This is a genomic window from Pseudomonas sp. CGJS7, assembly GCF_036961695.1.
In genome coordinates this window covers 94,751-121,289 of record NZ_JBAMDI010000008.1, presented here as the reverse complement: position 1 = coordinate 121,289, position 26,539 = coordinate 94,751, and the positions used below count along the sequence as shown (strand labels likewise).

The following is a 26,539-nucleotide window of genomic DNA, read 5'->3' as shown; positions in this document are numbered from 1 at the left end:
GAGGTGCCCATGCACGATCCGTTTGAAGAATCCCTGCGCGACCTGCTCAAGGCGTCACCCTCCGGCAATGACCGGGATGACCGGGATGACGCCGCTTGCCTGGGTCGCGTGCTGAAAACCGCCAACCGCCAGGTTGGCGCGGGTGATCTGTTCAGCCTGCTTGGCCGCTGGAGCCAGGCGCTGCTGATTGCCGTGAACAATGGCTCGGCGCATGTTGCGCCGGTGCGTCGACACTCTTCCCGCAACGCTGCCACTGGCAGCAAAGCAGATAAGGCCGATTGAATATGGAACTCGATCTCTGGACCCAGAGCCTGGTCACCGCGATGACTGCCCTTTGGACCAAGGTAGCGAACTTCATCCCCAACCTGTTCGGCGCGCTGGTCGTGGTGCTGCTCGGTTTCGTGGTGGCCAAGTTGCTCGACACGCTGCTGTCCAAACTGTTGGCCAAATTTGGCCTGGACCGCCTGATGGCCGGCACCGGCCTCACCAAAATGCTCGGTCGCGGCGGCATCCAGGTGCCGATCTCGACCCTGATCGGCAAGATCGTCTATTGGTTCGTGCTGCTCATCTTCCTGGTCTCGGCCGCCGAATCGCTGGGCCTTGAGCGGGTTTCGGCAACCCTCGACATGCTCGCCCTGTACTTGCCCAAGGTGTTCGGCGCGGCCCTGGTGCTGCTGGCCGGCGTACTGCTGGCACAGGTGGCCAACGGCCTGGTGCGTGGCGCTGCCGAAGGTATCGGCCTGGAATATTCGGCGGGCCTGGGGCGTATTACCCAAGGCCTGGTGATCATCATCAGCATCTCGGTGGCCATCAGCCAGCTTGAAGTGAAAACCGACCTGCTGAACCACGTCATCGTTATCGGGCTGATTACCGTTGGTCTGGCCGTTGCCTTGGCCATGGGCCTTGGCAGTCGCGAAATTGCCGGGCAGATCCTGGCCGGCATCTACGTGCGCGAGCTGTACCAAGTCGGCCAGCAGGTGCGGATTGGAGAGGTCGAAGGGCATATCGAGGAGATCGGTACGGTGAAGACGACGCTGCTGACCGATGATGGCGAACTGGTGTCACTGGCTAACCGCGAGCTGCTTGAACAGCGCGTCAATAGCCGCTAACCGCACAAAAGCTGTTAATGTATGCCGCCGCGAAATTCGACCCACGGGGTCGCGCGGCGACATTGACCTGACTGTCGGCCAGATCCGTTTTGAATAAAGTTCATTCGCCGCCCATGCGCTATGACCCCCGCGAGCTCACAGACGAAGAGTTGGTGGCGCGTTCGCATGAGGAGCTGTACCACGTTACCCGCGCCTATGAAGAGCTCATGCGGCGCTACCAACGGACCCTGTTCAACGTCTGTGCGCGTTATCTGGGGAACGACCGTGACGCGGACGATGTCTGTCAGGAAGTGATGCTGAAAGTGCTGTACGGGCTGAAAAACTTCGAGGGTAAGTCGAAGTTCAAGACCTGGCTCTACAGCATCACCTACAACGAGTGCATTACCCAGTACCGCAAGGAGCGCCGCAAACGTCGGTTGATGGATGCCTTGAGTCTGGACCCTGTTGAAGAGGCGTCCGAAGACAAGGCTCCGAAGCCGGAAGAAAAAGGCGGGCTGGACAAGTGGCTGGTGCATGTGAACCCGATTGACCGGGAGATTCTGGTGCTGCGTTTTGTCGCAGAGCTGGAATTTCAGGAAATTGCCGACATCATGCACATGGGCCTGAGCGCGACGAAAATGCGTTACAAGCGCGCGCTAGACAAGCTTCGGGAGAAATTTGCCGGCCTTGATGAAACTTAGGGGCGTGCAAATATCTCTAACGAACCGGCGAGTTCTGCTAGACTCGCCGTCGAGTTGTCCCTCTTGTTTGTGGTGGGACTGCTTAACTATCACCAGATGGGGATTTAACGGATGAAATTGAAAAACACCTTGGGCTTGGCCATTGGTTCGCTTGTAGCCGCCACTTCGATTGGCGCTATGGCACAAGGTCAAGGCGCCGTCGAGACTGAAATCTTCTACAAGAAAGAATTCTTCGACAGCCAGCGCGACTTCAAGAACGACGGCAACCTGTTCGGCGGCTCGATCGGTTACTTCCTGACCGACGACGTTGAGCTGCGTCTGGGCTACGACGAAGTGCACAACGCTCGTGGCGAAGACGGCAAGAACATCAAGGGCTCGAACACTGCCCTGGACGCCGTTTACCACTTCAACAACCCGTACGACGCCATCCGTCCGTACGTTTCCGCTGGTTTCTCGCACCAGTCGCTGGGTCAGACCGGCCGTGGCGGTCGTGACCACTCCACCTTCGCCAACGTTGGCGCTGGCGCCAAGTGGTACATCACCGACATGTTCTACGCCCGTGCCGGCGTAGAAGCTCAGTACAACATCGACCAGGGCGACACCGAGTGGGCCCCGAGCGTTGGTGTTGGCCTGAACTTCGGCGGTAGCCCGAAGCAAGCTGAAGCTGCTCCTGCTCCAGTTGCTGAAGTCTGCTCCGACTCCGACAACGACGGCGTGTGCGACAACGTCGACAAGTGCCCAGACACCCCGGCCAACGTTACTGTTGACGCCGACGGCTGCCCGGCTGTTGCCGAAGTCGTTCGCGTTGAGCTGGACGTCAAGTTCGACTTCGACAAGTCGGTCGTCAAGCCTAACAGCTACGGCGACATCAAAAACCTGGCTGACTTCATGAAGCAGTACCCACAAACCACCACCGTGGTTGAAGGTCACACTGACTCCGTGGGTCCAGACGCTTACAACCAGAAGCTGTCCGAGCGTCGTGCCAACGCTGTCAAGCAAGTGCTGACCCAGCAGTACGGCGTAGAATCCAGCCGTGTTGACTCGGTTGGCTACGGCGAAACCCGTCCGGTTGCTGACAACGCCACCGAAGAAGGCCGTGCTGTCAACCGTCGCGTTGAAGCTCAGGTAGAAGCCCAGGCCAAGTAATTGGTTTGAAGCTTCATGAAAAACCCGGCCTCGGCCGGGTTTTTCTTTGCCTGGGTTTAACCGGCCTCGAAGGCCGCTCCTGCAGTCAGCCTGCGATTGCGATCCGCCCCACAGCCTGCTGCTCCCCAACCACCTCCCCAATCACCAGGATTGCCGGGCTACGCAGGCCAAACGCCCGCGCAGCTTCCACCATTCCCTGCACATCGCTTCTGCACTCCCGCTGCTGCGGCAACGAGGCATTTTCGATCATCGCCACCGGCATTCCCGGCGCCATGCCCCCCGCCAGCAATCCCTGGCGCACTTGTTCCAGCCGCGCCACCCCCATGTAGACCACCAGCGTTGTCCCGCCCTGAGCCAAGGCCGCCCAGTTCAGCTCGCTATCGTCCTGGGTGTGCGCCGTCACCAGCGTCACCCCTCGGCTCACGCCCCGTGAAGTCAGGGGAATCCCGCATTGGGTGGCCCCGGCCAGGCCGGCGGTGATGCCATTGATCACCTCCACTTCGATGCCATGGCCCTGCAGCCACAGTGCCTCCTCACCGCCACGGCCGAAGATGCAAGGGTCGCCGCCCTTGAGCCGCACCACGCAACGGCCCTGTCGCGCGTGGCGCAGCATCAGGCGCTGAATGAACGCTTGCGGTGTAGAGCGGCAGCCGCCGCGCTTGCCCACGGTCATTATCCGGGCCTGCGGGCAATGCTCGAGCACTGCCGGGTTGACGAGGTCGTCGACCATGACCACGGCGGCTTGCTGCAACGCACGCACTGCCTTGAGGGTGAGCAGTTCAGGGTCACCAGGGCCGGCACCGACCAGCCATACTTTTGCATTCATCAACGTTTCCTCATCGGCAAGGTGCGTTCAGCCCTTGAGCAGGGTGAACAGCAGTATCAGATTGATCAGCAACGACAACAGGGCCAGGGTGCGCCACACCTTCAGCGGCTCGCGTTCCAGCAGCGGCCGGGGTCGGCTGGGCAGTTCCTGGCGGTCGCCGCGCTCGAGCAGCAGCAACCAGTGTTCGGCGGTTTCGAAGCGCTGCGCCGGGTCGCTCGCCACGGCCTGCAGCAGGTTGTGCTGCAGCCATTCCGGCAGGTCGGGTCGGTAGCGCGCGGCGTTGACCGGCTGGCCGAAGCGCGGGCGCTGGAAGGCCTCTACCTCGCCGTACGGGTAGTGTCCGGTCAGCAGGTGGTACAGGGTCACGCCCACTGCATACAAGTCCTGACGCGGGCTGGGTGGGTGGCCGTCGAATGCTTCCGGGGCGATGTACGAGGGTGTGCCGGGCAGTTCGTGCAGCGGGTCTTCGGACAGGCCCGGGCAATAAGCCAGGCCGAAGTCCAGCAGGCGCAGCTGGCCATCGCGGCCCAGGTGCAGGTTGTCTGGCTTGATATCGCGGTGCAGCAAGTTGCGCCGATGCAGCACACCGACTGCCTGCAGCAGTTGCCGGGCGACTTCCAGCCATTGCGGCAGGGGCAGCGGGCCCTGTTCGGCCAGCAACGCCGCCAGGTTCTGGCCGGGATATTCGCGCATCACGTAGTACAGGTGCTGGCGCTGACTGGCGGCGTGTAGCTCGGGGAAGTGCCGGCCGGCGATGCGGCGCAGAAACCACTCTTCCAGCAGCAGCCCTTGCGCCGCCCCCGGTTCCTGTTCGCGTGCAGTGGGCAGGGTCTTGAGCAGCCAAGGCTGGTTCTGGCTATCGCGCACTTTGTACAGCAAGGACTGGCGGCTGTGCGCATGCAGTGTTTCGACCTGCCAGCCGTCGATCACCTGGCCTTCGCGCAGCGGGCCGGGCACTGGCCATTGTTGCAGTTGCGCCAGGGTATCGCCCAGGGTGGCCGTGCCCAGTTGTTCGACTTGCACGAGCAAGGCGCTGGCGTTGTCCTTGCTGCCGTTGAGGTGGGCACTGGCCACCAGGGTGTCGGCGGCCAGTTGCAGGTCAGTTTGCTCGCGCAGCACGGCCTGGATGTGCTGTTCGCCCAGGCTGGCCCAGACCCCGTCGCTGAGCAGCAGAAAACATTCGCCCGGTTGCAGCTCGCCTTCCAGGTAATCCACCAGCAGGTGCTGGTCCAGGCCCAGCGCCCGTTTCAGTACATGCTGCATGCCCGGTTGGTCCCAGACATGGTCTTCGCTCAGGCATTGCAGGTTCCCCTCGTGCCAGCGGTACACCCGGCAGTCGCCTACATGGGCCAAGGTAAAGCGCCGGCCGCGCAACACCAGCGCGCTAAGCGTGGTCAGCAACGGCTGGCCACTGCCCTGGGCGCGCAACCAGCGGTTTTGCGCCAGCAGCAGGCGGTCGAGGGCCTGGGCCACGCTCCAGGTGGCCGGCGTGGCGTAGTAATCCAGGGCCAGTGCCTGCAGGCTGGCGCGCGCCGCCAGGCCGCCGTCGGCACATTGGCTGACGCCGTCGGCCAGGGCGAACAGGTAGCCTTTGCTGGCGGCCAGTTCTGGTGCCGGCGTGACCAGGCGCAGGGCGTCCTGGTTTTCCGCGCGCGGCCCGGTGGCGCTGGCCTGGGCAAAGCTCAGTTGCAGGCTCATCGGCGTGCCTCAGACCCGTGCTGCAGTGACTGCAGCCGAGCCCCAGGTGGTGCGCCAGCGCTGTTTCACCCCGTGCAGGCCGAACCAGGCCAGCAGGCCCAGGCTGGCGAACAGCCACAGCCCCAGTTGGTAATCGCCAGTGTGCTGCTTGATGGTGCCAAGCCCGGCCGCCAGCAGGAAGCCGCCGATGCCCCCGGCCATGCCGATCAGGCCGGTCATTACCCCGATCTCTTGGCGGAAGCGTTGTGGCACCAGTTGGAACACTGCGCCATTGCCGGCACCCAGGCCGAGCATGGCGCTGACGAACAGCGCCAGTGCGGCCGCGGCAGAGGGCAGGTTGAAGCCGACTGCGGCAATGCAGATGGCGGCCACGCCGTACATGCCCAGCAGGGTGCGGATGCCGCCAAAACGGTCAGCCAGGGCGCCGCCGAGCGGGCGCATCAGGCTGCCGGCGAACACGCAAGCGGCGGTGTAGTAGCCGGCGGTGACCGGGCTCAGGCCGTATTGGTCGCTGAAGTAGCCGGGCAGGGCGCTGGCCAGGCCGATGAAGCCGCCGAAGGTCACGCTGTAGAAAAACATGAACCACCAGCTGTCACGGTCGCCCAGTGCCTTGAGGTAGTCGGCCATGGCTTTCGGCTTGGGCCGTTGCGGGGCATTGCGCGCCAACAGGGCGAACACCACCAGCGCCAGTGACAGCGGGATCAGCGCAAAGCCGAACACATTGTTCCAGCCAAAGCCGGCTGCCAGTGCCGGTGCCAGCAAGGCCGCGAACACCGTGCCGGAGTTGCCGGCGCCAGCGATGCCCATGGCCTTGCCCTGGTGCTGTGGCGGGTACCACTGTGAGGCCAGCGGCAGCGAGACGGCGAATGACGCACCGGCAAAGCCCAGGAACACGCCTAGCAGCAGGGCCTGTTCATAGCTGTGCACGCCAAGGTACCAGGCTGCGGCCAGGGCGACGATGACCACCACCTGGCCGATCAGGCCAGCCGTCTTGGGCGACAGGCGGTCGACCAGAACGCCCATGGCAAAGCGCAGGATTGCCCCGGCCAGGATCGGCGTGGCCACCATCAGGCCCCGTTGCTGTGCGCTCAGTTGCAGGTCGGCAGCAATCTGCACCGCCAACGGGCCCAGCAGGTACCAGACCATGAAGCTGAGGTCGAAGTACAGAAACGCGGCGAACAGCGTGGGCACATGCCCGGATTTCCAGAAGCTGGCACTCATCGAACACCTCACTCGGTAGTACAACGGAACGAAAAAGACGCCGCTACCCGCTCCATGGGTGTGGAGGGGAGAGCGACGTCTTTGTCGGGATTCAAGTGGGGTAACCGCCGTTGGCTACCGGTGAGATTTGTTCAGCAAGAGATGGGCCAACTTCCGGGGCGGCTTGCTCGGATTTTTCAGCACATCAGCCGAGCATCTCATGCATGGCAATGATCTGTTCGGCCACCTGGATCAGCTTCTGCTGCCGGCTCATGGCCTGGCGACGCATCAGGGTGTAGGCCTGCTCTTCGTTGCAGTCCTTCATTTTCATCAGCAAGCCTTTGGCCTGCTCGATGCGCTTGCGTTCGGCCAATTGCTGGTCGCGCGCCAGCAGCTGCGCCTTTAGTGCCTGGTCGCTTTCGAAGCGGGCCATGGCCACGTCCAGGATCGGCTGCAGCCGCGCAGCATGGATACCTTCGACGATATAGGCACTGACCCCTGCCTGGATCGCCTGGCGCATCATCCCGGGGTCGTGCTCGTCGGTGAACAACACGATGGGCCGCGGCTGGTCACGGCTGACCAGCACTACCTGTTCCATCACATCGCGGTCTGGCGAGTCGGTATCGATCAGCACCACGTCCGGGCGCACCGTTTCGACGCAGGCGGGCAGGTCGATGGTCAGGTCTGGGGCTTCGATGATCTCGAAGCCGGCCTCACTCAACGCAGCCCTCAGGCGACCGAGCTTGCTCTGGGTGTCGTCGATCAGCAGGATGCGCAACATGTTCGTCCCCCTCACGCGCCGACACGGGCATCGGGCAACTCGCCCAAGGCATGCAAGCTGAAACTGCGGGCATAGCCGAAGGGGTCGCTGCCGTCCCAGCGGGAGCCATCGATCAGCAGGCTGCTACGCATCGGTTGGCCTGGGCAAGCGATGCCCAGGCTCTGTGCGGCCTCGCTGTACAACTGCAGTTGCTGGACCTGCCGGGCCACGCCGAGGTAGTCGGGGTCTTCGCGCAGCAGGCCCCAGCGGCGGAACTGGGTCATGAACCACATGCCGTCGGACAGATAGGGCAGGTTGGCCCGGCCTTGGTCGAACAGGCGCAGGGCGTGTGGGTCTTGCCACTGGTTGCCCAGGCCATCCTCATAATGGCCGAGCAGGCGGGGGGCTATGCTGTCCAGCGGGGTGTCCAGGTAGGCGCTTGCGCTGAGCAGTTGCGCGGTGCTGCGGCGGTTTTCCGGGCTTTGCTCGATGAACCGGCTGGCGGTGAGGATCGCCTTGACCAGCGCACGGGCGCTGTTGGGGTATTGCTCGGCAAAGATGCGGGCGCAGGCCAGGACCTTTTCCGGGTGATCCGGCCAGATCGACTGGCTGGTGGCCAGGGTGAAGCCTTGGCCTTTGTTCACGGCGTCGGCGGCCCAGGGCTCGCCGACGCAGAAGCCGTCAATGCGCCCGGCCTGGAGGTGTGCAGCCATCTGCGCCGGTGGCACCACTACGCTGTCGACGTCGCGCAGCGGGTGAATGCCCTGGCTGGCCAGCCAGTAATACAGCCACATGGCGTGGGTGCCGGTGGGGAAGGTCTGGGCGAACGTCAGGCGTGCGCCATGCTGGTGCACCAGACGCGCCAGTGCCTCAGGGTTGGTCACGCCCTTGCGCTGCAGGGCAGGGGACAGGTTGATAGCCTGGGCGTTCTGGTTCAGCCCCATGAGCACGGCCATGTCGCTGGCAGGTACGCCGCCGATGCCCAGGTGCACTGCGTAGACCAGGCCATACAGGCAATGGGCGGCGTCCAGTTCGCCGCTGACCAGCTTGTCGCGCAGCCCGGCCCACGAGCCCTGGCGCTGGAGGTTGAGGGTAAGGCCGTGCTGCTGGGCGAAGCCCTGGGTGGCGGCGACCACGACCGAGGCGCAGTCGGTCAGGGCCATGTAGCCGATGTTCAGGCTGGTTTTTTCCGGCGCGTCGCTGCCGTTGACCCAGGCCAGGGGCGTTGCTCGGGGTACAGTGTTCACAAGAGTCCTCGCCCTTACTGATAAGGCTGTGGGCTGAACGGGTGCAACCGATGTGCCAAGCGCTCCACGATTTGCTGTCCTGTCAGCCCCGCGCTGGCTATAATCGCCCCCTCACTCACCCTGAGCCTTGCCCGCCCATGTATACCCTGGCCCGCCAGCTGCTGTTCAAGCTTTCCCCGGAAACTTCCCACGACCTGTCCCTGGACCTGATCGGCGCCGGTGGCCGTTTGGGCCTCAACGGCATGCTGTGCAAGCAACCGGCGTCATTGCCGGTTTCGGTCATGGGCTTGAACTTCGCCAACCCGGTGGGGCTGGCAGCTGGCCTGGACAAGAACGGCGCGGCCATCGACGGCTTCGCCCAGCTGGGCTTCGGTTTTGTCGAAATCGGCACTGTCACCCCGCGTCCGCAGCCTGGCAACCCCAAGCCACGGTTGTTCCGCCTGCCGGAAGCCACGGCCATCATCAACCGCATGGGCTTCAACAACCTGGGCGTTGATCACCTGCTGGGGCGCGTACGCGCCTCGCGCTACAAGGGGGTGCTGGGAATCAACATCGGCAAGAACTTCGATACCCCGGTCGAACGTGCCGTCGATGACTACCTGATTTGCCTGGACAAGGTCTACACCGCCGCCAGCTACATCACGGTCAACGTCAGCTCGCCCAATACCCCGGGCCTGCGCAGCCTGCAGTTCGGCGACTCGCTCAAGCAGTTGCTCGACGCCCTGGCCGAGCGCCGCGAACGACTGGCCGGTGCACATGGCAAGCGCGTGCCCCTGGCAATCAAGATCGCGCCGGACATGAGCGACGAAGAAACGGCGCTGGTGGCCGCCGCGCTGATGGAGTCGGGCATGGATGCGGTGATCGCCACCAACACCACGCTGGGCCGTGAAGGTGTCGAAGCATTGCCGTACGGTGGCGAGGCGGGCGGCCTGTCGGGCGCACCGGTGCTGGAGAAGAGCACCCATATCGTCAAGGTGCTGGCAGGTGAGCTGGGCGGCAAGTTGCCGATCATTGCCGCCGGGGGCATTACCGAAGGCCGCCATGCTGCCGAGAAGATCGCGGCCGGGGCGAGCCTGGTGCAGATCTACTCGGGCTTCATCTACAAAGGGCCGGCGCTGATTCGCGAAGCGGTGGATGCTATCGCGGCAATGCCGCGGTGACCAGCCCGCCCCTGCAGGGGGCGGGTGGGTGCAGCTGATGAGGTTTGCCAAGGCATAAAAAAGGGCCCCTTCAAGGGGCCCCTGGGCCTTCGCCCGCCGCCCGGATGGGGCGTGCATGGTAAATCGAATTCAGTGTCCTCGTTCAGCCAACGGCGTGATTTTCGTTGAGTCTATGGATGCCAGCGGTGCCAGTCATTCCGTCCCAGTTATCACCGCGACCTTCACGCCAGCCGTTGATCCAGGCTTGGCGAACAGAAGGAAGATTGAAGGGGCAAAGTTCGCGGGATTTGCCGGTGACCCCGTATTGGTAGCCACGTGAATATGCTCTTTCCAACGGATCACGCTTAAGTCTTCTCATAGGGTGTTGCCCTCACTTGTTGACTGTAATGTCCCGTCGGCCTCTCCGAGGCCGGGCAGAGTCGTTCTGCCGGTTTGCGCTCGCTGCCGGCGTGGCGAGCTGAAAGTGCCGCCTCGTTGCGAAGCGGCCTAAGACCAGTTCTATCGAATGCGAGTCACGGTGTGAATGACCGATTTGTCATAAGCACGTAACCTTTCCAAGGGTGAGGGGATAAGTAAATAAATGCGACTCAACCTTGTTTGGTGTTTAGCCCTGCAATGATCGGGGTTTGCCGATCTTTGACGTCATTTCGCCAGCGTTGTTTGCGGATGACAGAAATAATTTGAAATGCGACGAAGGGTCACATTGGCCCGGAGATCGCCAGAATTACGCGTACTGCCTGATGATCTAAGCTGTCCTTGCCACTGGGCCAGGCACGGATCGGTCAGGCGGCCCGGCTTTTCTGCAGCACGTTGTGTGTCGCAGAAGGCCACCCGCACGCCTGCTGGAAAGGTGTACGGGCAAACATCGCGGGGCGATGCGTCGCCCCGTCAGTCAAATAGCCCAAGGCGCTGGAATACTCATGTCGGACCGTTTCGAACTTTACCTTACCTGTCCCAAAGGCCTTGAAAGCCTGCTCGCCGAAGAGGCCAAGGGCCTCGGCCTTGACGAGGTGCGCGAGCACACCTCGGCCATTCGCGGCGCCGCCGACATGGAAACTGCTTACCGCCTGTGTGTCTGGTCACGTCTGGCCAACCGCGTATTGCTGGTGCTCAAGCGCTTCTCGATGAAGAACGCCGACGACCTTTACGACGGCGTGCACGCGGTCGACTGGGCCGACCACCTGGCAGCCGACGGCACCCTGGCTGTGGAGTTCAGCGGCCATGGCTCTGGCATCGACAATACCCACTTCGGTGCGCTGAAGGTCAAGGATGCGATCGTCGACAAGCTGCGTAACCGCGAAGGCCTGCGCCCGTCCGTGGAAAAGATCGACCCTGACGTGCGTGTGCATCTGCGCCTGGACCGCGGGGAGGCCATTTTGTCCCTCGACCTGTCCGGGCACAGCCTGCACCAGCGTGGCTACCGCCTGCAGCAAGGCGCCGCGCCGCTGAAGGAAAACCTGGCGGCAGCGGTGCTGATCCGTGCTGGCTGGCCGCGTATCGCTGCCGAAGGTGGTGCGCTGGCCGACCCGATGTGCGGTGTGGGTACCTTCCTGGTCGAGGCCGCGATGATCGCCGCCGATATCGCCCCCAACCTCAAGCGCGAACGCTGGGGCTTCAGTGCCTGGCTCGGCCATGTGCCGGCGCTGTGGCGCAAGGTGCATGACGAAGCGCAGGCGCGCGCGCAGGCCGGCCTGGCCAAGCCACCGCTGTGGATCCGTGGCTATGAGGCTGACCCGCGGCTGATCCAGCCGGGCCGCAACAACGTCGAGCGTGCCGGCCTGGGCGACTGGGTGAAGATCTACCAGGGCGAAGTGAGCACCTTCGAGCCACGCCCGGACCAGAACCAGAAAGGCCTGGTCATCAGCAACCCGCCCTACGGTGAGCGTCTGGGTGACGAAGCCAGCCTGCTGTACCTCTATCAGAATCTGGGTGAGCGCCTGCGCCAGGCCTGCATGGGCTGGGAAGCAGCGGTATTCACCGGTGCGCCGCAACTGGGCAAGCGCATGGGCATTCGTAGCCACAAGCAGTACGCGTTCTGGAACGGCGCATTGCCGTGCAAGCTGCTGCTGTTCAAGGTGCAGCCGGACCAGTTCGTCACCGGTGAACGCCGCGAAGCGCAGCCTGAAGGCACCGAAGCCCGACAGCAGGTGCCGCAGGCCAGCGAGCCCGCGCGGCTCTCGGAAGGGGCGCAGATGTTTGCCAACCGCCTGCAGAAGAACCTCAAGCAACTGGGCAAGTGGGCCCGTCGCGAGCAGATCGACTGCTACCGGCTGTACGATGCCGACATGCCCGAATATGCCCTCGCGGTCGACCTGTATCAGGACTGGGTACACGTGCAGGAATACGCCGCGCCACGTTCAGTCGACCCGGACAAGGCTCAGGCCCGTCTGCTCGACGCACTGGCTGCCATCCCGCAGGCGCTGGGCATTTCGCCGCAGCGTGTAGTGCTCAAGCGTCGCGAGCGGCAGAGCGGCACGCGCCAGTATGAACGCCAGGCTACCGAGGGCCGCTTCCAGGAGGTGAACGAAGGTGGCGTCAAGCTGCTGGTCAACCTCACCGACTACCTGGATACCGGGCTGTTCCTCGACCACCGCCCGATGCGTATGCGCATCCAGCGCGAGGCTGCCGGCAAGCGCTTCCTCAACCTCTTCTGCTACACCGCCACGGCCACTGTGCATGCGGCCAAGGGTGGTGCGCGCAGCACTACCAGCGTCGACCTGTCGAAAACCTACCTGGACTGGGCACGGCGTAACCTGGCGCTCAATGGCTATTCCGAGCGCAACCGCCTGGAGCAGAGCGATGTAATGGCCTGGCTGGAAGGCAACCGTGACAGCTACGACCTGATCTTCATCGACCCGCCAACCTTCTCCAACTCCAAGCGTATGGAAGGCGTATTCGACGTGCAGCGTGACCATGTGCAGCTGTTGGACCTGGCCATGGCCCGTCTGGCGCCGGGGGGCGTGCTGTATTTCTCCAACAACTTCCGCAAGTTCCAGCTGGACGAGCACCTGATGGCGCGTTACGTGGTGGAAGAAATCAGCGCCCAGACCCTGGACCCGGACTTCGCCCGTAACAACCGTATCCACCGCGCCTGGCGTTTGCAGCTTCGTTGAGACGACGAGGTACATTGCGCGGCTAATGGCCAATAGCTATAACTGAGGGCAGGGCAAGATAATCCGCAGGACGCTGACGTGACGAGATGGGTGTATGTCAAAGTGTGGCGTGCGTGCGCGGTTGCTTGGCTTGTGCACAGAGAGAGCGTCCGCCTGGGCGATGGCGCTGATTGCACTGGTGGCGGGCGGCTTGTTGACCGCTGCCTTGGCATTTGCCGCGCACACCTTCTACAAACAGCAGCTGCGCCAGCGCTTCGAGCTACTGGCCAGCGAGCGCGCCAGCCGTATTGCCGAGCGCTTTGACGAACAGCAGCAGCGCCTGGACGGGCTGCGGCGGTTCTTCAGTTTTTCCAGCGAGATCACCCCGCGCGAATTCGACGGCTATGCCCGACCACTGCTGCAACGCACCTTGGCCTATGCCTGGGCGCCGCGCGTCGAGGCTGCGCAACGCGCCGAATTCGAGCGCCTGGCCAGTGCCCATACCGGCCCAGGTTATGTGATCCGTGACCAGGACGCGCAAGGCCAATGGCGCCCGGCTTCGCAGCGCGACCATTACTTCCCGGTGCTCTATACCCAATCGAGCGAGCGGCCCGGGTTGCCTTACGGCCTGGACCTCGCTGGTCAAAGCGAGCCCCAGGCGGCCCTGGCGCGGGCGCTGGCGCCGGGCAGCATGGCGGTGTCCGAGCCATTGGCCCTGTTCGATACCCACTCGGCAGAGCGCGGCCTGCTGATGGTGGCGCCGGTATTTTCCGATGCCGATCCCCGCGGTGCGGCAGTGGGCTATGTGATGGCGTTGCTGAGCATGCGCGAGCTGGTCAGCGACGGTCGACCGGTAGCGGTTGATGACAACCTGGTCGTGCGCATCACGGACCCGTCCGGGTTACAAGGCCCCGTCGTGTTGTTCGACTCGCAAAATCCGGTCGCGCCCTTGGCCCTGGCCAGCAATCAGTTGTTGCGCCTGGCCGATCACCATTTCCAGCTGAGCATTCAGCCAAGCCAGGCCTTCGCGCAGGCGAACCGCTCCTCGGCGGTGATGGCGGTCGGTTTGTTGGGCGGACTGTTGAGCCTGTTGCTCAGCGTGCTGCTCTACAGCCTGTTCAGCCAGCGTCAGCGCGCCCTGGCCCTGGTCGCTCAGCGTACTGCCGAGTTGCAGGTCAGCGAGCAGTCGTTGCGTGGCACCCACAACCAACTGCGCAGTGTGCTGGATGCCGCGACCCAGGTGGCGATCATCGCCACCAACCTCAAGGGGGTGGTCAGCACGTTCAACGCCGGTGCCGAACGCATGCTCGGTTACGCGGCCAGAGAAGCGATCGGCCGCTTGCGCCTTGAAGACCTGGTACTGCCGGAGGAGCTGAACCTGCGTGCCCAGGCCTTGAGCTTGCGTTTTGGCCGCGCCATTGCTGGCGGCCAGGCGATGTTCGCTGAAACGGTGCAGGAGCACGGGGCCGAGCCTGGCGAGTGGACCTTGCTACGGGCCGATGGCAGCCAGCTGGTCGCCAACATGCTGGTGACTGCCATGCTCGACGAACAGGGGTTGTGGGTTGGCTACCTGGCCATCTGCATTGACGTGACCGAGCGGCGCCGGGTGCATGAGGCGTTGGCAGCGCGTGACCGGTTGCTGGAAAAGCTCAGTGCCGAGGTGCCGGGCGGCATCTACCAATATCGCCTGGATGCCAACGGCCATTCGTGTTTTCCATACGCCAGCATGGGCCTGTATGACATTTATGAGATCGACCTGATGCAGTTGCGTGAGGATGCCTCGGGGGTGTTCGAACGTATCCACCCCGATGACCTGGAACGCGTGCGCCGCTCGGTGCGCTATTCGGCCGAACACCTGTCACCCTGGCGCGAGGAGTATCGAGTCTGCCTGCCACGGGCCGGACTGCGCTGGGTGCGTGGCGAGGCGACCCCGGAAGTGGGCGAGCAGGGCTGCACCCTGTGGCATGGCTACCTGACTGACATCTCCGACCTGAAGGGCGTGGAGGAAGAGTTGCGGGCGCTGTCGGTCACCGACTCGCTGACCGGTATCCATAACCGTCGCTATTTCCAGGAGCGGCTCAAGATCGAACTGGAAAGGGCCCAGCGCGATGGCTTGCCGCTGGCGGTGATCATGCTCGACATCGATCACTTCAAGCGCATCAACGACCGCTTCGGCCATGCCGTCGGCGACCGGGTGCTACGTAGCCTGTGCCAGCGCATCGCTCAGCGTTTGCGGCGTACCGATGTGTTCTGCCGCTTGGGCGGGGAAGAGTTCATGGTGCTTTGCCCGGGCAGCGATGCCGATCAGGCCCGGCTGCTGGCGCTGGAGTTATGGCAAGGGGTGCGCAATGTGCCGGTGGAAGGCGTGGGCCAGGTGACTGCAAGCTTCGGTGTGGCGGGCTGGCGGTCGGGCGAAGGCGCCGATGCCTTGCTGTTGCGCGCCGATGCCGGCGTGTATGCGGCCAAACAGGCCGGGCGGGACCGGGTGGAGGGGGAGTCGGCCTAAGCGCTGTCGGTTGCCGGAACCGAGCCTTTCACGGCGAAAACCGCTCCTACAGGTTGCACAGGTTTGGTAAGCCGTGCTCACCCCTGTAGGAGCGGGTTCACCCGCGAAAAGGCCAATACAGGCTAACCAATCAATTAGCTGCTGTACTGCCAGCCAGCTTCGGCTGGCGATACAGGTCAAGCAACACCTGATCCAGCACCTGCGAGGCACCCCACGGTTTCGGGTCGTTGAGAATCGCCGCTACCGCCCAGGTATGGCCGTTGCTGTCGCGGCTGAAGCCGGCAATCGCCCGCACAGTGTTCAGTGTGCCGGTCTTGATGTGCCCTTCGCCGGCCATCGCGGTGCGCTTGAGACGCTTGCGCATCGTGCCGTCCATGCCCACCAGCGGCATCGAGCTCATGAACTCGGCAGCGTAAGGGCTCTTCCAGGCGGCTTTCAGCATCTCGGCCATTTCCCGGGTACTGACCCGTTCGGCACGCGACAGGCCAGAGCCGTTTTCCATCACCAGATGCGGCGCGGTGATGCCCTTTTTCGCCAGCCATTGGCGTACCACGCGCTGGGCAGCACGGGCGTCGTCGCCATCGGCATCGGTGCGGAACTGCGCGCCAAGGCTCAGGAACAGCTGCTGGGCCATGGTGTTGTTGCTGTACTTGTTGATGTCGCGGATCACTTCCACCAGGTCTGGCGAGAAGGCGCGGGCCAGCAGGCGAGCACTCTTGGGCACATTCTCGATGCGGTCGCCACCCTGGATGTTGCCACCCAGTTCGTTCCAGATTGCGCGCACGGCACCGGCGGCGTAGGTGGAATGGTCGAGCAGCGACAGGTAGGTTTGCGAGTTGCAGCCGTCACCCAGTTGGCCGCTGACCGTGACACTGATGCCGTCGGCCTGGGGCACCGGGTTGTAGCGCACATCACCGGTGCATTTCTTCGAGGCTACCGGCTTGACCTGGTTGTCAATGCGGATGCGGGCAATCGGCGGCTCGACTGCAACGGTGACCTTGCCACCATCATTGCGCGCCACGAAGCGCAGGGCCTTGAGGTTGACCAGCAGCGAGTCGGGCTTGACCAGGAACGGCTTGTTTTCATCACCGCCGTCGTCGTTGAACTGCGGCAGGTTGGGTTGCACGAAGTGGCTGCGGTCCAGCACCAGGTCACCGGTGACGGTGCGCACGCCATTGGCGCGCAGGTCACGCATCAGCAGCCACAGCTTTTCCATGTTCAGTTTGGGGTCACCGCCACCTTTAAGGTAGAGGTTACCGTTAAGCACTCCGTTGCTCAGGGTGCCGTCGGTGTAGAACTCGGTTTTCCACTGGAAGGTCGGGCCAAGCAGTTCGAGGGCGGCGTAGGTGGTGACCAGTTTCATGGTCGACGCCGGGTTCACCGACACATCGGCATTGAACACGGTCGGGGTGCCGGGGCCGTCCAGCGGCAGCATCACCAGCGACAGTGCGGTGTCCTGCAGCTTGTTGGCCTTGAGCGCCTGCTGCACTTTGGCAGGCAGGGTGGTATTGACGGCGGCGTGGCTGGGCAAGGCAAGTGGCAACAGCAGGCCGGCAAGTATGAGGGGACGAAGCGTTTTGATCATAGCGAGTGAATACCCTGCGGCGAGGGAAAAGGGCTTTGGGGCTGTAAGAGATGATGGCCCCACGACGTAAACAGTACGCATTATGCCCCAAGCGCAGCCGCGATGCGTCACGTTCGACGGAAAAGCATCGCCAATAAAAAGGCCACCCGAATGGGGTGGCCTTTTCAGCAATCAACCTTTCAGCCCGAAGCTGACAAGTATCACTCAGCCTTGTTGATAGGCTTTTCCGGGTACCAGGCATCCAGCAGCGGGCTGACTTCGATCTTGGTCAGTTCGCTGCGGCCTTTGAGCCAGGCTTCAACGGCAGCGCGCTGTTCTTCGCTGACCGAGCCGCGTTTGACCGAGCACACCAGGCCGAAATCGTCACCGCCTACATAATCCAGGCCGTTGGCGTCCATGGCTTCTTCCAGGAACGCGTCGAGGAAAGCATCGATTGCCTGGTCATCCAGATCTTCCTTGAATTCCAGGTTCAGCTCGAAGCCCAATTCCTGAAACTCGTCGACACACAGCTTCTTGCGCAGACGACGGGAGCGGTTTGTGGCCATGAAACAATCCTCTTAGGTAATAACGCCGCGCAGTCTACCAGTTAACACGTGTGGTTGCCTGCCTGAGTATCCGTGCTTGTGGCCAATTCCTTGGCCAGGGCACGTTCCACTCGGCACATATGCCGTGCCAGTGCCTGGCGCCGCAGGCGCACCTGGGCAATGGGCAAGTCGCTGGCCTCGAGGGCTTCACACGCCGCCATCAGGTCAGGGGCTTCCAGCATGCGCGCGGCGCTGAGCACCTTGTGGGCCTGCTCGGCAATGGCGCCGCTGTCGTGTTGCGGGTGAAGCGCCATCAGGCTGGCCAGGTCGGCCTGAAGGCTCTGATGCAAGGTTACCAGGAAGCGCTGACGGTCAACCGGGTCAGGCCCGACCACGGCGGCCAGGCCGTCCAGCTGGTACAGCTTGCGTCGGGGGCGTTGCTGGCGGCGCGGGCGAATGCCAGCCAGGCGCTGGCTGAGGGTGCTCAGGCTGATGGGCTTGAGCAGACAGTCGTCCATGCCGGCGGTCAGGCACTTGCGGCGTACTTCCGGCTGTGCGTTGGCGGTATAGCCGAGGATGGTGCAGGGTGGTCGCTTGCCATGGCGTTCTTCGGCACGCACGGCAGTCGCCAGCTGGTAACCGTTCATGTGCGGCATGTTGCAGTCGAGTACCAGCACATCGAAGTCGCCTTCCCGCCAGGTCGCCAGGCCTTCCTGCCCATCGCGGGCGCTGGCGTGCTCCAGGCCCAGGTAGCCAAGTTGTTGCGCCATCAGTTGCAGGTTGGCCGGGTGATCATCGATGACCAGCACGTTCAGCCGTGGGTCGGGCACGTCGAGCTGCTCGGGCAGCGGTTTGGGCTGCTCTGCGCCATCCACCCGTTGCAGCGGCATCTTCAGGCGCACCTGGGTACCGACATCCTCCAGGCTCTTCATGGACAGGCTGCCGCCCATCATTTCGCACAGGTTGCGGCAGATGGCCAGGCCCAGCCCGGTACCTGCGCGGGCGCCCTGGCTGTGCGGGTTGGCCTGGATGAACGGGTTGAACAGGCGCTGCAGGTCGTCGGGGTGGATGCCGATGCCACTGTCGCGCACCTCCAGCTCCAGTACGGCTGGTGTGCTGGTTCCGTCATCCAGCAGCCTGACGCAGATGCGCACCTGACCGTGCTCGGTGAACTTGATGGCATTGCTCACCAGGTTGGACAGCACCTGCTTGAAGCGCAGCGGGTCAAGCAGGACATGGCAGCGTGCGGCCGGGGCGATCTGCACCTCCAGGGCCAGGCCTTTCTGCCGCGCCTGGCCATCGAAAATGCGCGCCACCGATTCGACCAGCGCCGCCAGGTCGACCACCTCCGGGGCCAGGGACAAGTGCCCGGACTCGATGCGCACGATGTCGAGAATGTCACCGATCAGGCCTAGCAGGTCTTTGGCCGAATGGTGTGCCAGTTCCAGCGCGCTGCGGTCCACCCGGCCCTGGTCGGCGCGCTTGACCGCCAGTTCCAGCATGCCGATGACGGCATTCATCGGGGTGCGGATTTCGTGGCTGATGGTCGCCAGGAACGTGCTCTTGGCCCGGTTGGCATCGTCGGCCTGCTGCTTGGCCTGGCGCAGCTCCAGGACCAGTTGGCGGCGTTCGCTGATGTCGATCCAGCCGCCGATGATGCCCTGCACCTCACCCAGGGAGTCGCGGTACGGCAGGATCCAGTGGTAGATGGTCAGGTCCCGGCCCTTGATCCGTAATGGACGGTCCTTGATCAGTGGTGAACCCGCCGCCATGACTTTCTGGTAATCCGCCTGGATCTGCCGAGCCTGCTCGGAATCGGCAAACAGGCTGTCCTTGAGTTTTTTGCCGATCACCTGATCGGAGCGGGCCTGCACGGCTTCAAGGTAGCTGTAGTTGCAACTTTTCAGGCAACCCTCGCGGTCGCGCACATACATGGGGTGGGGCGTACCGTTGAGCAGGGCGCGCATGAATGCCAACTGGTCGTTCAGCGCGCGTTCGGCGCGCTGGCGCTGGCGAATCTGCAGGCGCAGGCGGGCATTCCAGAGCAGGGCAAGCAACAAAAGCACGGCCGTGGCCAGCACCACCTGCAGGGCAAGGCGGCTGTAGCCTTTTGTGTTGTCATCCTCATGCCTGCCAAAGCCACGCCAGCGGTTGTTGATTACCCCCAGCTCCTCCGGTGAGATGCTCAGCAAGGCCTTGTCGAGGATCGACAACAGCGCCGGTGACGGGGCAATGGTGGCCATGGCGAAATTGGCGGGTTCGCTGCCGACCGAGGTGCGGATGACCAGTTCGGGGTTGCTGGCCAAGGCGTGATTGGCGTCGATCAGGGTGGTGATCACCGCATCGACAGCCCCGCTGTTGAGCAACGCCATGGAGTAGAACGCGCTTTCGGTCTCGACCCAGCTTATCTTTGGGTAGTCCCGGGACAGCATGGCGTTCATGGTGCTGTAGCGGGTAATGGCGATACGATGCCCCTGCAACTGCTCCAGTGAACTCAATGCATTGTTGTCCTTGTGGTTGACCAGCACATAGGCGCTTTCGAGATAGGGGCGGCTGATTTGCAGGTCGTCCCCTGCTTTGCCGGCGCTGGCCAGTGCGGCGATGACATCGGCCCGGCCATCCTTGAGGCGGGCGACCATGTCGGCAATGCCACTGGCGCGCTGCACTTCGAAACGCAACCCGGTGCGCAGGCGAATGAGGTCCAGCAGGTCGGCGGTGATGCCTCGGAAATGCCCCGAATCATCGAAGTAGGACAGTGGGGCAGCCGCGTCATCGGCTGCCACGCGCATCACGGGGTGCTTCTCCAGCCACTGCTGCTCGGCCGCGCTCAATTGCAGTTGGCGATCGCTCAGTAACAGGTCGCTGCCGGCGCTCCAGCGCTTGAAGATACTGGAGCGAATGGCCGGGCTTTGCCTGTCCAGGATGGTGTTTACCAGGTCCAGCAGCACGGTATCTTGCTGACGCAAGGCAAAACCGAAGCCGATGGCCTCGTGTTTGCCGAAGTTGGCCATGCGCAGGCGGGGCAGATGACCACGGTTGAGCTGGTAGTGCGTGGAGATGGTATCGCCGATGAACACGTCGGCCTGCCCGAACGCGACAGCATTCAGTGCCTGGCTGGAAGAACCGAAGGCCAGCAGCTCGGCCTTGGGGTAGGCGGTGAGTACTTCTTGTCTGGGCAAATAGTGGTAGAGCATGCCCAGGCGCATGCCGGCAAGGTCCGTGTCCAGTGCCCGGTTTTCGTCTTCACGCGTTACCAGTACAGGTTGGTCGACGGCATAGGGGCGCGACAGTGCCAGGCCGTCACTGGCCGCTTCGTAGCCATTGGCGCTGCCCAGCAGGTCGATATCACCGTGCCTGAGCGCCTCCACCGCCGCCTGCCGGCTGGAGAAACGCAGCACCCTCACTGGCAACTGCAAGGCCTTGCCGATCAGGTTTGCATACTCGGCGGTCAGGCCCTGGTAGTCGTTGCCGCCACCGGTGATATCGAACGGTGGATAGTCGGGTGCCGACGTGCCCAGCACCAGTTCCTGCCGGCCTTCGAGCCATTGCCGTTGTTCGGGCGTGAGCACGGGCTGGACGGGGCGGGCCGATGAGCGCGCCAGCAACGTAAAGGACGCGGCTTCGCGATGGCCAGCCTGCGTCGCGCCGCTGAGCAGCAGCAAGACGAGCAGCAGGCGATTGATAACTCGGGCCATGACCACGTTCAGACCAGCGCGTTGCGCTTGGCCATCTCGATCAGATCGACCAGCGTATTGACTTGCAGTTTGTGCATGAGGCGCTTCTTGTAGGTACTGACAGTCTTGCTGCTGAGGAACATGCCCTTGGCAATTTCCTTGTTGCTGCGGCCTTGGGCGAAAAGTTGAAGCACCATCAGTTCTCGGTCATTTACCTGGCGGAAAAGTTGCAGGTCGCTGTCGGTCGTCTGGTTGTTTTTTATTGCCTGGCTGGGGAAGTAGTTATACCCGGCCAGTACGGCCTTGATTGCACTGAGCAGTTCACTCAAGTCTTCCTGTTTGCAGACATAACCTGCTGCGCCCGAGTGCATGCAACGTACGGCAAACAATGCCGGGGACTGTGCGGTCAATACCAGAACCTTCAAGGGCAGGGCCATGCTCTGAAAGCGGGCCAGCACCTCCAGGCCGTCTAGCTTGGGGATGCTGATGTCGAGAATGACCAGGTCGGGGTTGCTCTCGCGGATCATCTGCATGGCGTCTACGCCGTTGTCCGACTCGCCGACAATCTTGTAATTCTGGTTTTCCAGCAGCATACGGACGGCCAGGCGAATCACCGGATGGTCGTCAACGATAAATATGGAGTGCATGTTCAACTTCCCTGCGGTCGATTGAGGGTGACAGTGGGCACCTTATCGCAGTTGGAAGTCCTCAGGCGTGCGAGGAATGGCTGTTAGGCCTATATGGGAAACGGCTTACAAGATAAAACAAAATGGGCTACGGAATAGGTGTGCTTAACTCGCTGTCAAAGCGATTTTGGTAACTTTTCATTAGTTTTTATTCGTGCCGTTTAGTGTGGCCCCCGTTGGTGTAGGAAGTTTCCTGCAAGCGTGGTGCAGCGCCTGGCCGAGCCTGCGCTGCACCGACGCGTTTCAGGTCGGGCTGGAGCGCCCGGTCATCTCCCGGGCCATTTCGCTGGCATAGCTGTCGGTCATGCCGGCGATGAAGTCGATCATGCGCAGGAAGGCGCTGTGCAACGAGGCATGCGGGTCTGGCGCATTGTTGCCGATCAGGTCCAGCACCCTGCGACTCTTGAACGATGGCGTACGTCCACCGTGCTGCTCGAGGGCTGCACCGCAGAACGTGTTCAGCAGAATCTCCAGGGTGGTGTAGGCGCCGATCTCGTGCAGGGTCTTGCGTTTGTCCTGGAAGATCTTGTTGCGCGCCATGTCCTTGGCTTGCAGTACACAGCGTTTGGCTGGGCCATGCATGTGTTCCACCAGGTCGCCCGGCAGTTGCCCGGCCAGCAACGCCTGCTGCTGCTCGACGAATGCGTGGGCGGCGGCGTTGGTCAGGTGCTCGATAGCCTTGCCGCGCAGGATGGCCAGTTTGCGCCGACGAGAATCGCGTGGGCCGAGCTGGCGGTAGGTTTCTGGCAGGTCTTCGCCGACCAGGTCGAGCAACAGCGCCTCGACTTCTGCGTATTGCAGCAGCTCCATTTCCAGGCCGTCTTCCAGGTCGATCAGCGCGTAGCAGATGTCATCGGCAGCCTCCATCAGATACACCAGCGGGTGGCGCGCCCAGCGCTGGTGTTCCAGCTGCGGCAGGCCGAGTTTGCGGGCGATCTGTTCGAGCAGGGGCAGTTCGCTCTGATAGCTGCCGAACTTGTGCTTCTTGTAGCCCAGGGCGTCGGCGTGGCGGGCGCTCCACGGGTACTTGAGGTAGGTGCCGAGGGTGGCATAGGTCAGCCGGGTCCCCCCATCGAACTGGTGGTATTCCAGTTGGGTGAGCACGCGAAAGCCCTGGGCATTGCCTTCGAAGTTGAGAAAGTCGGCCCGTTCGTCATCGCTCATGTCGTCCAGCCAGCCACGCCCGGCCGCCTGCTGGAACCAGTGGCGAATGGCGTCTTCGCCGGAGTGGCCGAATGGCGGGTTGCCGATGTCGTGGGCCAGGCAGGCTGACTGCACGATCATCCCCAGGTCACTGGGGGCGCACCAGTCCGGCAGGTTGTCGCGCAGGGTCTCGCCGACGCGCATCCCCAGCGAGCGGCCGACGCAGCTGACTTCCAGCGAATGAGTCAGGCGCGTATGGATATGGTCGTTGCTCGACACCGGGTGCACCTGGGTCTTGCGGCCGAGGCGGCGGAAGGCACCGGAGAAAATGATGCGGTCGTGGTCTTTGTGGAAGGGGCTGCGCCCGAGTTCATCGGCGCTGTACAGGGCTTTGCCCAGCCGTTCGCGGGTAAGCAAGGTGTGCCAGTCCAAGGCGCGGTCTCCTGTCGTTCGAAGGCAGCAGCATACCCTGCAGGAAGCGCATTGTGCTGCGAAGAAGAGGCCAGCCCCACGATGCATTCGTATCGATGGAACGGGCCTCTTCGCAGCACAAGGCTGCTTCTGCCGGGGCGAACCCTGGTCAGGGGCGGCGGCTGCCTTGCAGGTAGAGGCGTACCAGTGGCAACAGGGTGCTGCCCAACCGTATCAGGCGTGTCAGGTTGCCGCTGCGTACGCCTTTGCCGGTGAGAAATCCCAGCGCCACCACGGCACCGATGCCCCACAGTGGCGCATGCTTGATACCCAGGCCTTCATGTAGCGAGCTGCCCATACCGCGCACGCGGCGCAGCGGTTCAAGCAACTGACCGGACTCATGACGGATTTCCTGGCGGTGCATTTCCATGCGCAGGCGCAGCAGCGCCTTGCGCAGTTCGCGCGGGTTACGCGTGTTTGGCAGTTCTGGCAGGCTCATGGCAACAGGCGCTCCCTGTCCTTGGCAAGTTCGTCGAGGGTGGCGCCGAAGGGCGATGATTCGTCGAACACCGCCGCCTTCAGGCGCACGCCGCAGTACAGTGCAGCAATGCCATAGAACACGCACAGACCAATGATACCGGCCAGTCGATAGCTGTCCCACAGCAGCACCAGCAGCAGCCCGGACAGCGCGGTCAGCAGCAGCAGGGCGAACACCAGCGCCAGGCCGGCGAACAGCAGCAGGCTCAAGGTACGGCCCTTCTGCTCCTGCAACTCGATACCGAACAGCTCGATGTGACTGTGCAGCAGCCCCAGCATGGCCGCGCCCAGGCGCTTGCCCGAAGCGCTGGCGCCGTTGGCGTCATTCTCCATGGGTTCCCCTTAGCGCCGGTTGGCCAGCAGACCGATCAACAGGCCGACGCCGGCGGCGATGCCGATTGCCCGCCACGGGTTTTCCTGCACGTACTGCTCGGCGCTGCCAAGCGCTGCCTGACCGCGTTCACGTACCGAGTCCTGGGTCAGTTGCAGGGTTTCGCGGGCCTGGGCCAGGCGCTCGTGAATCTGCTCGCGCAATTCGTCGGCCTGGTCGCCGGCCAGGTTGGCGGTGTCGGCCAGCAGCTTCTCGGTGTCGCGCACCAAGGCCTGGAAGTCAGCCATCAATATCTCTTGTGCATTCTTTGCCGATTTGCTGGCCATGGGTCTCTCCCTGTCGATGAGTGTTGGTACTTCGAGTGACAGCACGCATGGAAGGTTCAAGTGCGGCTGCTGGTATGGGCCTTGCTATGTTTTTGCCACGTTGCGGAGCGCCTGTGACCGGTTATGCGCCGATTCAGGGCGCCCGCGCAGCGGATACCGATAAACCTTAACCCAATCCACGACAAACCCAAGAAAAAACCACGCAGGCTTCACCCCGCTCACCTGAACAGGGTAGGGGCTGGCACCGATTCGGTGCAGGGATGCAGGTTCTTGAACTGTCCTGGTGCCTTTTTCAGCAGGTCTGCCTATTTCATGGAAAACATGCACAGCGCTATGGACTCTCTGGTCCACGGTTCCAACACCCTGTTCATTCTCATGGGCGCCATTCTGGTGCTGGCCATGCATGCCGGCTTCGCGTTCCTTGAAGTGGGCACGGTGCGCCACAAGAACCAGGTCAACGCCTTGTCGAAGATCCTCAGCGACTTCGCCATCTCGGCGCTGGTCTACTTCTTTATAGGCTACTGGATCGCCTATGGGGTCAACTTCTTCCAACCGGCGGCAACGCTGGCTGTCGACCATGGCTATGCGCTGGTCAAGTGTTTCTTCCTGCTGACCTTCGCGGCGGCGATTCCGGCGATCATCTCCGGAGGCATTGCCGAGCGGGCGCGGTTCGTGCCGCAGTTGTGCGCTACGGCGTTGATCGTGGCGTTCGTCTATCCGTTCTTCGAGGGTGTGGTGTGGAACGGTAATCTGGGCCTACAGGCTTGGCTGCAGGCACGCTTCGGCGCACCGTTCCACGACTTTGCCGGGTCTGTGGTGGTACACGCCATGGGGGGCTGGCTGGCGCTGGCGGCGGTGCTGCTGCTGGGGGCGCGCCGTGGGCGTTACCGCGATGGGCGTTTGGTGGCTTTTGCGCCATCGAGCATTCCCTTTCTGGCGCTGGGCTCGTGGATCCTCATCATCGGCTGGTTCGGCTTCAACGTCATGAGTGCCCAGACCTTGCAGGGCGTCAGCGGCCTGGTGGCGATCAACTCGCTGATGGCCATGGTGGGTGGCACCCTGTCAGCGTTGCTGGCCGGGCGCAACGACCCGGGCTTTCTGCATAACGGCCCGCTGGCCGGGCTGGTGGCGATTTGCGCAGGTTCCGATCTGATGCACCCGGTGGGTGCGCTCGCCACCGGCCTGGTGGCGGGGGCGCTGTTTGTCTGGACCTTCACCGCCGCGCAAAATCGCTGGAAAATCGACGACGTCCTGGGTGTGTGGCCGTTGCATGGTCTGTGTGGCGTGTGGGGTGGCATCGCCTGTGGCGTGTTCGGCCAGGTGGCGTTGGGTGGCATGGGCGGTGTCAGCCTGGTCAGCCAGTTGCTGGGCAGCCTGATGGGCGTGCTGGTGGCCTTGGCCGGTGGCTTTGCCGTGTACGGAGCAATTCGTGCGCTGCATGGCCTGCGCTTGAGCCATGAGCAGGAGTTCCAGGGCGCGGACCTGTCGCTGCACCGGATCGGTGCTACCAGCCAGGATTGAGCCAGGTCAGGTGCAGGGTGGGCGTGGCGCGCCTAGAATAGGCTTCTGTGTATGCCAACCCGGGACCTGCCACATGCTGCCTGAATGTCAACTGTTCGGCACCCTCGGCTGCCACCTCTGCGAAGTGGCCGAGGCTGTGTTGATGCCTCTCGTCGATCATGGCCTGCTGGTAGAGCTGGTCGACATCGCCGAGAGCGAGCCTTTGTTCGAGCGTTATGGCCTGATCATTCCGGTGCTGCGGCGCTGTGACAACGGCGCCGAGTTGCACTGGCCGTTCGATACCGAACAAGTGGTGGCCTTTCTTGGGCAATGATGGCTGCAGAGGAGTTGCAACCCTGCTCCATGATCTGTGAAGCGAGCTGATGATCCGGTGGAGG

Annotated in this window: 23 protein-coding genes; 9 read left to right on the top strand and 14 right to left on the bottom strand. The window is 63.0% G+C overall.

What is annotated here, in order from left to right:
* The first annotated feature begins 9 nt into the window (after window positions 1-9).
* The 4 genes from V7787_RS07745 to V7787_RS07730 all read left to right on the top strand — a co-directional run bounded on the left by V7787_RS07745 (window position 10) and on the right by V7787_RS07730 (window position 2,935).
* The gene (locus V7787_RS07745) at window positions 10-282 is read left to right on the top strand and encodes a hypothetical protein (protein ID WP_014591816.1); all 273 of its coding nucleotides are present in this window, start codon (window positions 10-12) and stop codon (window positions 280-282) included.
* A 2-nt stretch (window positions 283-284) separates the two neighbouring features.
* Window positions 285-1,109, top strand: a complete 825-nt coding sequence (locus V7787_RS07740; protein ID WP_010953088.1) for a mechanosensitive ion channel family protein — start codon at window positions 285-287, stop codon at window positions 1,107-1,109.
* 113 nt (window positions 1,110-1,222) lie between these two features.
* Window positions 1,223-1,789: an RNA polymerase sigma factor SigX gene (gene sigX / locus V7787_RS07735; RefSeq protein WP_003248665.1), complete on the top strand. Its 567-nt coding sequence runs from the start codon at window positions 1,223-1,225 to the stop codon at window positions 1,787-1,789.
* Window positions 1,790-1,900: 111 nt separating this feature from the next.
* The gene (locus tag V7787_RS07730) at window positions 1,901-2,935 is read left to right on the top strand and encodes an OmpA family protein (protein WP_010953090.1); all 1,035 of its coding nucleotides are present in this window, start codon (window positions 1,901-1,903) and stop codon (window positions 2,933-2,935) included.
* Between the two features lie 85 nt (window positions 2,936-3,020).
* On the opposite strand, the gene cobA is transcribed toward V7787_RS07730, so the two are convergent.
* The 5 genes from cobA to V7787_RS07705 all read right to left on the bottom strand — a co-directional run bounded on the left by cobA (window position 3,021) and on the right by V7787_RS07705 (window position 8,666).
* Window positions 3,021-3,761 (bottom strand): uroporphyrinogen-III C-methyltransferase, encoded by a 741-nt coding sequence (gene cobA, locus V7787_RS07725; protein WP_064491088.1) that lies wholly within the window; start codon window positions 3,759-3,761, stop codon window positions 3,021-3,023.
* A gap of 27 nt (window positions 3,762-3,788) precedes the next feature.
* Window positions 3,789-5,459 carry a bifunctional protein-serine/threonine kinase/phosphatase gene (locus V7787_RS07720; protein WP_064491089.1) on the bottom strand — a complete coding sequence of 557 codons (1,671 nt, stop codon included), beginning with the start codon at window positions 5,457-5,459 and terminating at the stop codon, window positions 3,789-3,791.
* 9 nt (window positions 5,460-5,468) lie between these two features.
* Window positions 5,469-6,680, bottom strand: coding sequence for a nitrate/nitrite transporter (locus V7787_RS07715; RefSeq protein ID WP_012053187.1), 1,212 nt, complete (start codon window positions 6,678-6,680; stop codon window positions 5,469-5,471).
* 184 nt (window positions 6,681-6,864) lie between these two features.
* Window positions 6,865-7,440 carry an ANTAR domain-containing response regulator gene (locus V7787_RS07710; protein ID WP_003248677.1) on the bottom strand — a complete coding sequence of 192 codons (576 nt, stop codon included), beginning with the start codon at window positions 7,438-7,440 and terminating at the stop codon, window positions 6,865-6,867.
* A gap of 11 nt (window positions 7,441-7,451) precedes the next feature.
* Window positions 7,452-8,666 carry a CmpA/NrtA family ABC transporter substrate-binding protein gene (locus V7787_RS07705; RefSeq protein WP_104887289.1) on the bottom strand — a complete coding sequence of 405 codons (1,215 nt, stop codon included), beginning with the start codon at window positions 8,664-8,666 and terminating at the stop codon, window positions 7,452-7,454.
* 137 nt (window positions 8,667-8,803) lie between these two features.
* Between V7787_RS07705 and V7787_RS07700 the strand changes: the two genes are divergently transcribed.
* Entirely contained in the window at window positions 8,804-9,826 is a 1,023-nt protein-coding gene (locus tag V7787_RS07700; protein ID WP_064491091.1) for a quinone-dependent dihydroorotate dehydrogenase, read from the top strand.
* A 142-nt stretch (window positions 9,827-9,968) separates the two neighbouring features.
* Here the strand turns inward: V7787_RS07700 and rmf are convergent, their stop codons facing one another.
* Complete coding sequence (gene rmf, locus V7787_RS07695) at window positions 9,969-10,184, bottom strand: ribosome modulation factor (protein WP_003248687.1); 216 nt, start codon at window positions 10,182-10,184, stop codon at window positions 9,969-9,971.
* A 562-nt stretch (window positions 10,185-10,746) separates the two neighbouring features.
* Here rmf and rlmKL point away from each other — a divergent pair.
* Together rlmKL and V7787_RS07685 are read left to right on the top strand one after the other, a co-directional pair.
* Entirely contained in the window at window positions 10,747-12,939 is a 2,193-nt protein-coding gene (gene rlmKL, locus V7787_RS07690; protein WP_012053184.1) for a bifunctional 23S rRNA (guanine(2069)-N(7))-methyltransferase RlmK/23S rRNA (guanine(2445)-N(2))-methyltransferase RlmL, read from the top strand.
* Between the two features lie 94 nt (window positions 12,940-13,033).
* Window positions 13,034-15,424, top strand: a complete 2,391-nt coding sequence (locus V7787_RS07685) for a sensor domain-containing diguanylate cyclase (protein WP_064491092.1) — start codon at window positions 13,034-13,036, stop codon at window positions 15,422-15,424.
* A gap of 130 nt (window positions 15,425-15,554) precedes the next feature.
* Here the strand turns inward: V7787_RS07685 and dacB are convergent, their stop codons facing one another.
* The 8 genes from dacB to V7787_RS07645 all read right to left on the bottom strand — a co-directional run bounded on the left by dacB (window position 15,555) and on the right by V7787_RS07645 (window position 24,641).
* Window positions 15,555-17,009, bottom strand: a complete 1,455-nt coding sequence (dacB, locus tag V7787_RS07680; protein ID WP_049586694.1) for a D-alanyl-D-alanine carboxypeptidase/D-alanyl-D-alanine endopeptidase — start codon at window positions 17,007-17,009, stop codon at window positions 15,555-15,557.
* Between the two features lie 200 nt (window positions 17,010-17,209).
* Window positions 17,210-17,554, bottom strand: coding sequence for a YggL family protein (locus tag V7787_RS07675; RefSeq protein WP_003248695.1), 345 nt, complete (start codon window positions 17,552-17,554; stop codon window positions 17,210-17,212).
* A 41-nt stretch (window positions 17,555-17,595) separates the two neighbouring features.
* Window positions 17,596-21,228, bottom strand: coding sequence for an ATP-binding protein (locus V7787_RS07670; RefSeq protein ID WP_104887290.1), 3,633 nt, complete (start codon window positions 21,226-21,228; stop codon window positions 17,596-17,598).
* Between the two features lie 8 nt (window positions 21,229-21,236).
* Window positions 21,237-21,854: a response regulator transcription factor gene (locus tag V7787_RS07665; RefSeq protein ID WP_003248700.1), complete on the bottom strand. Its 618-nt coding sequence runs from the start codon at window positions 21,852-21,854 to the stop codon at window positions 21,237-21,239.
* Window positions 21,855-22,136: 282 nt separating this feature from the next.
* Window positions 22,137-23,468, bottom strand: a complete 1,332-nt coding sequence (locus V7787_RS07660) for a deoxyguanosinetriphosphate triphosphohydrolase (protein WP_014753953.1) — start codon at window positions 23,466-23,468, stop codon at window positions 22,137-22,139.
* Window positions 23,469-23,616: 148 nt separating this feature from the next.
* Entirely contained in the window at window positions 23,617-23,946 is a 330-nt protein-coding gene (locus tag V7787_RS07655) for a hypothetical protein (RefSeq protein WP_020192627.1), read from the bottom strand.
* Window positions 23,943-24,317: a phage holin family protein gene (locus V7787_RS07650; protein ID WP_010953103.1), complete on the bottom strand. Its 375-nt coding sequence runs from the start codon at window positions 24,315-24,317 to the stop codon at window positions 23,943-23,945. The genes V7787_RS07655 and V7787_RS07650 overlap by 4 nt, the downstream gene beginning before the upstream one ends.
* A gap of 9 nt (window positions 24,318-24,326) precedes the next feature.
* Window positions 24,327-24,641 carry a DUF883 family protein gene (locus V7787_RS07645; RefSeq protein ID WP_010953104.1) on the bottom strand — a complete coding sequence of 105 codons (315 nt, stop codon included), beginning with the start codon at window positions 24,639-24,641 and terminating at the stop codon, window positions 24,327-24,329.
* A 312-nt stretch (window positions 24,642-24,953) separates the two neighbouring features.
* Here V7787_RS07645 and V7787_RS07640 point away from each other — a divergent pair, with 312 nt between their 5' ends.
* A complete protein-coding gene (locus V7787_RS07640) occupies window positions 24,954-26,162 on the top strand; it encodes an ammonium transporter (protein ID WP_064491093.1) in 1,209 nt (402 codons plus the stop codon).
* A 73-nt stretch (window positions 26,163-26,235) separates the two neighbouring features.
* Window positions 26,236-26,475, top strand: coding sequence for a glutaredoxin family protein (locus V7787_RS07635; RefSeq protein ID WP_010953106.1), 240 nt, complete (start codon window positions 26,236-26,238; stop codon window positions 26,473-26,475).
* Window positions 26,476-26,539 lie beyond the last annotated feature (64 nt).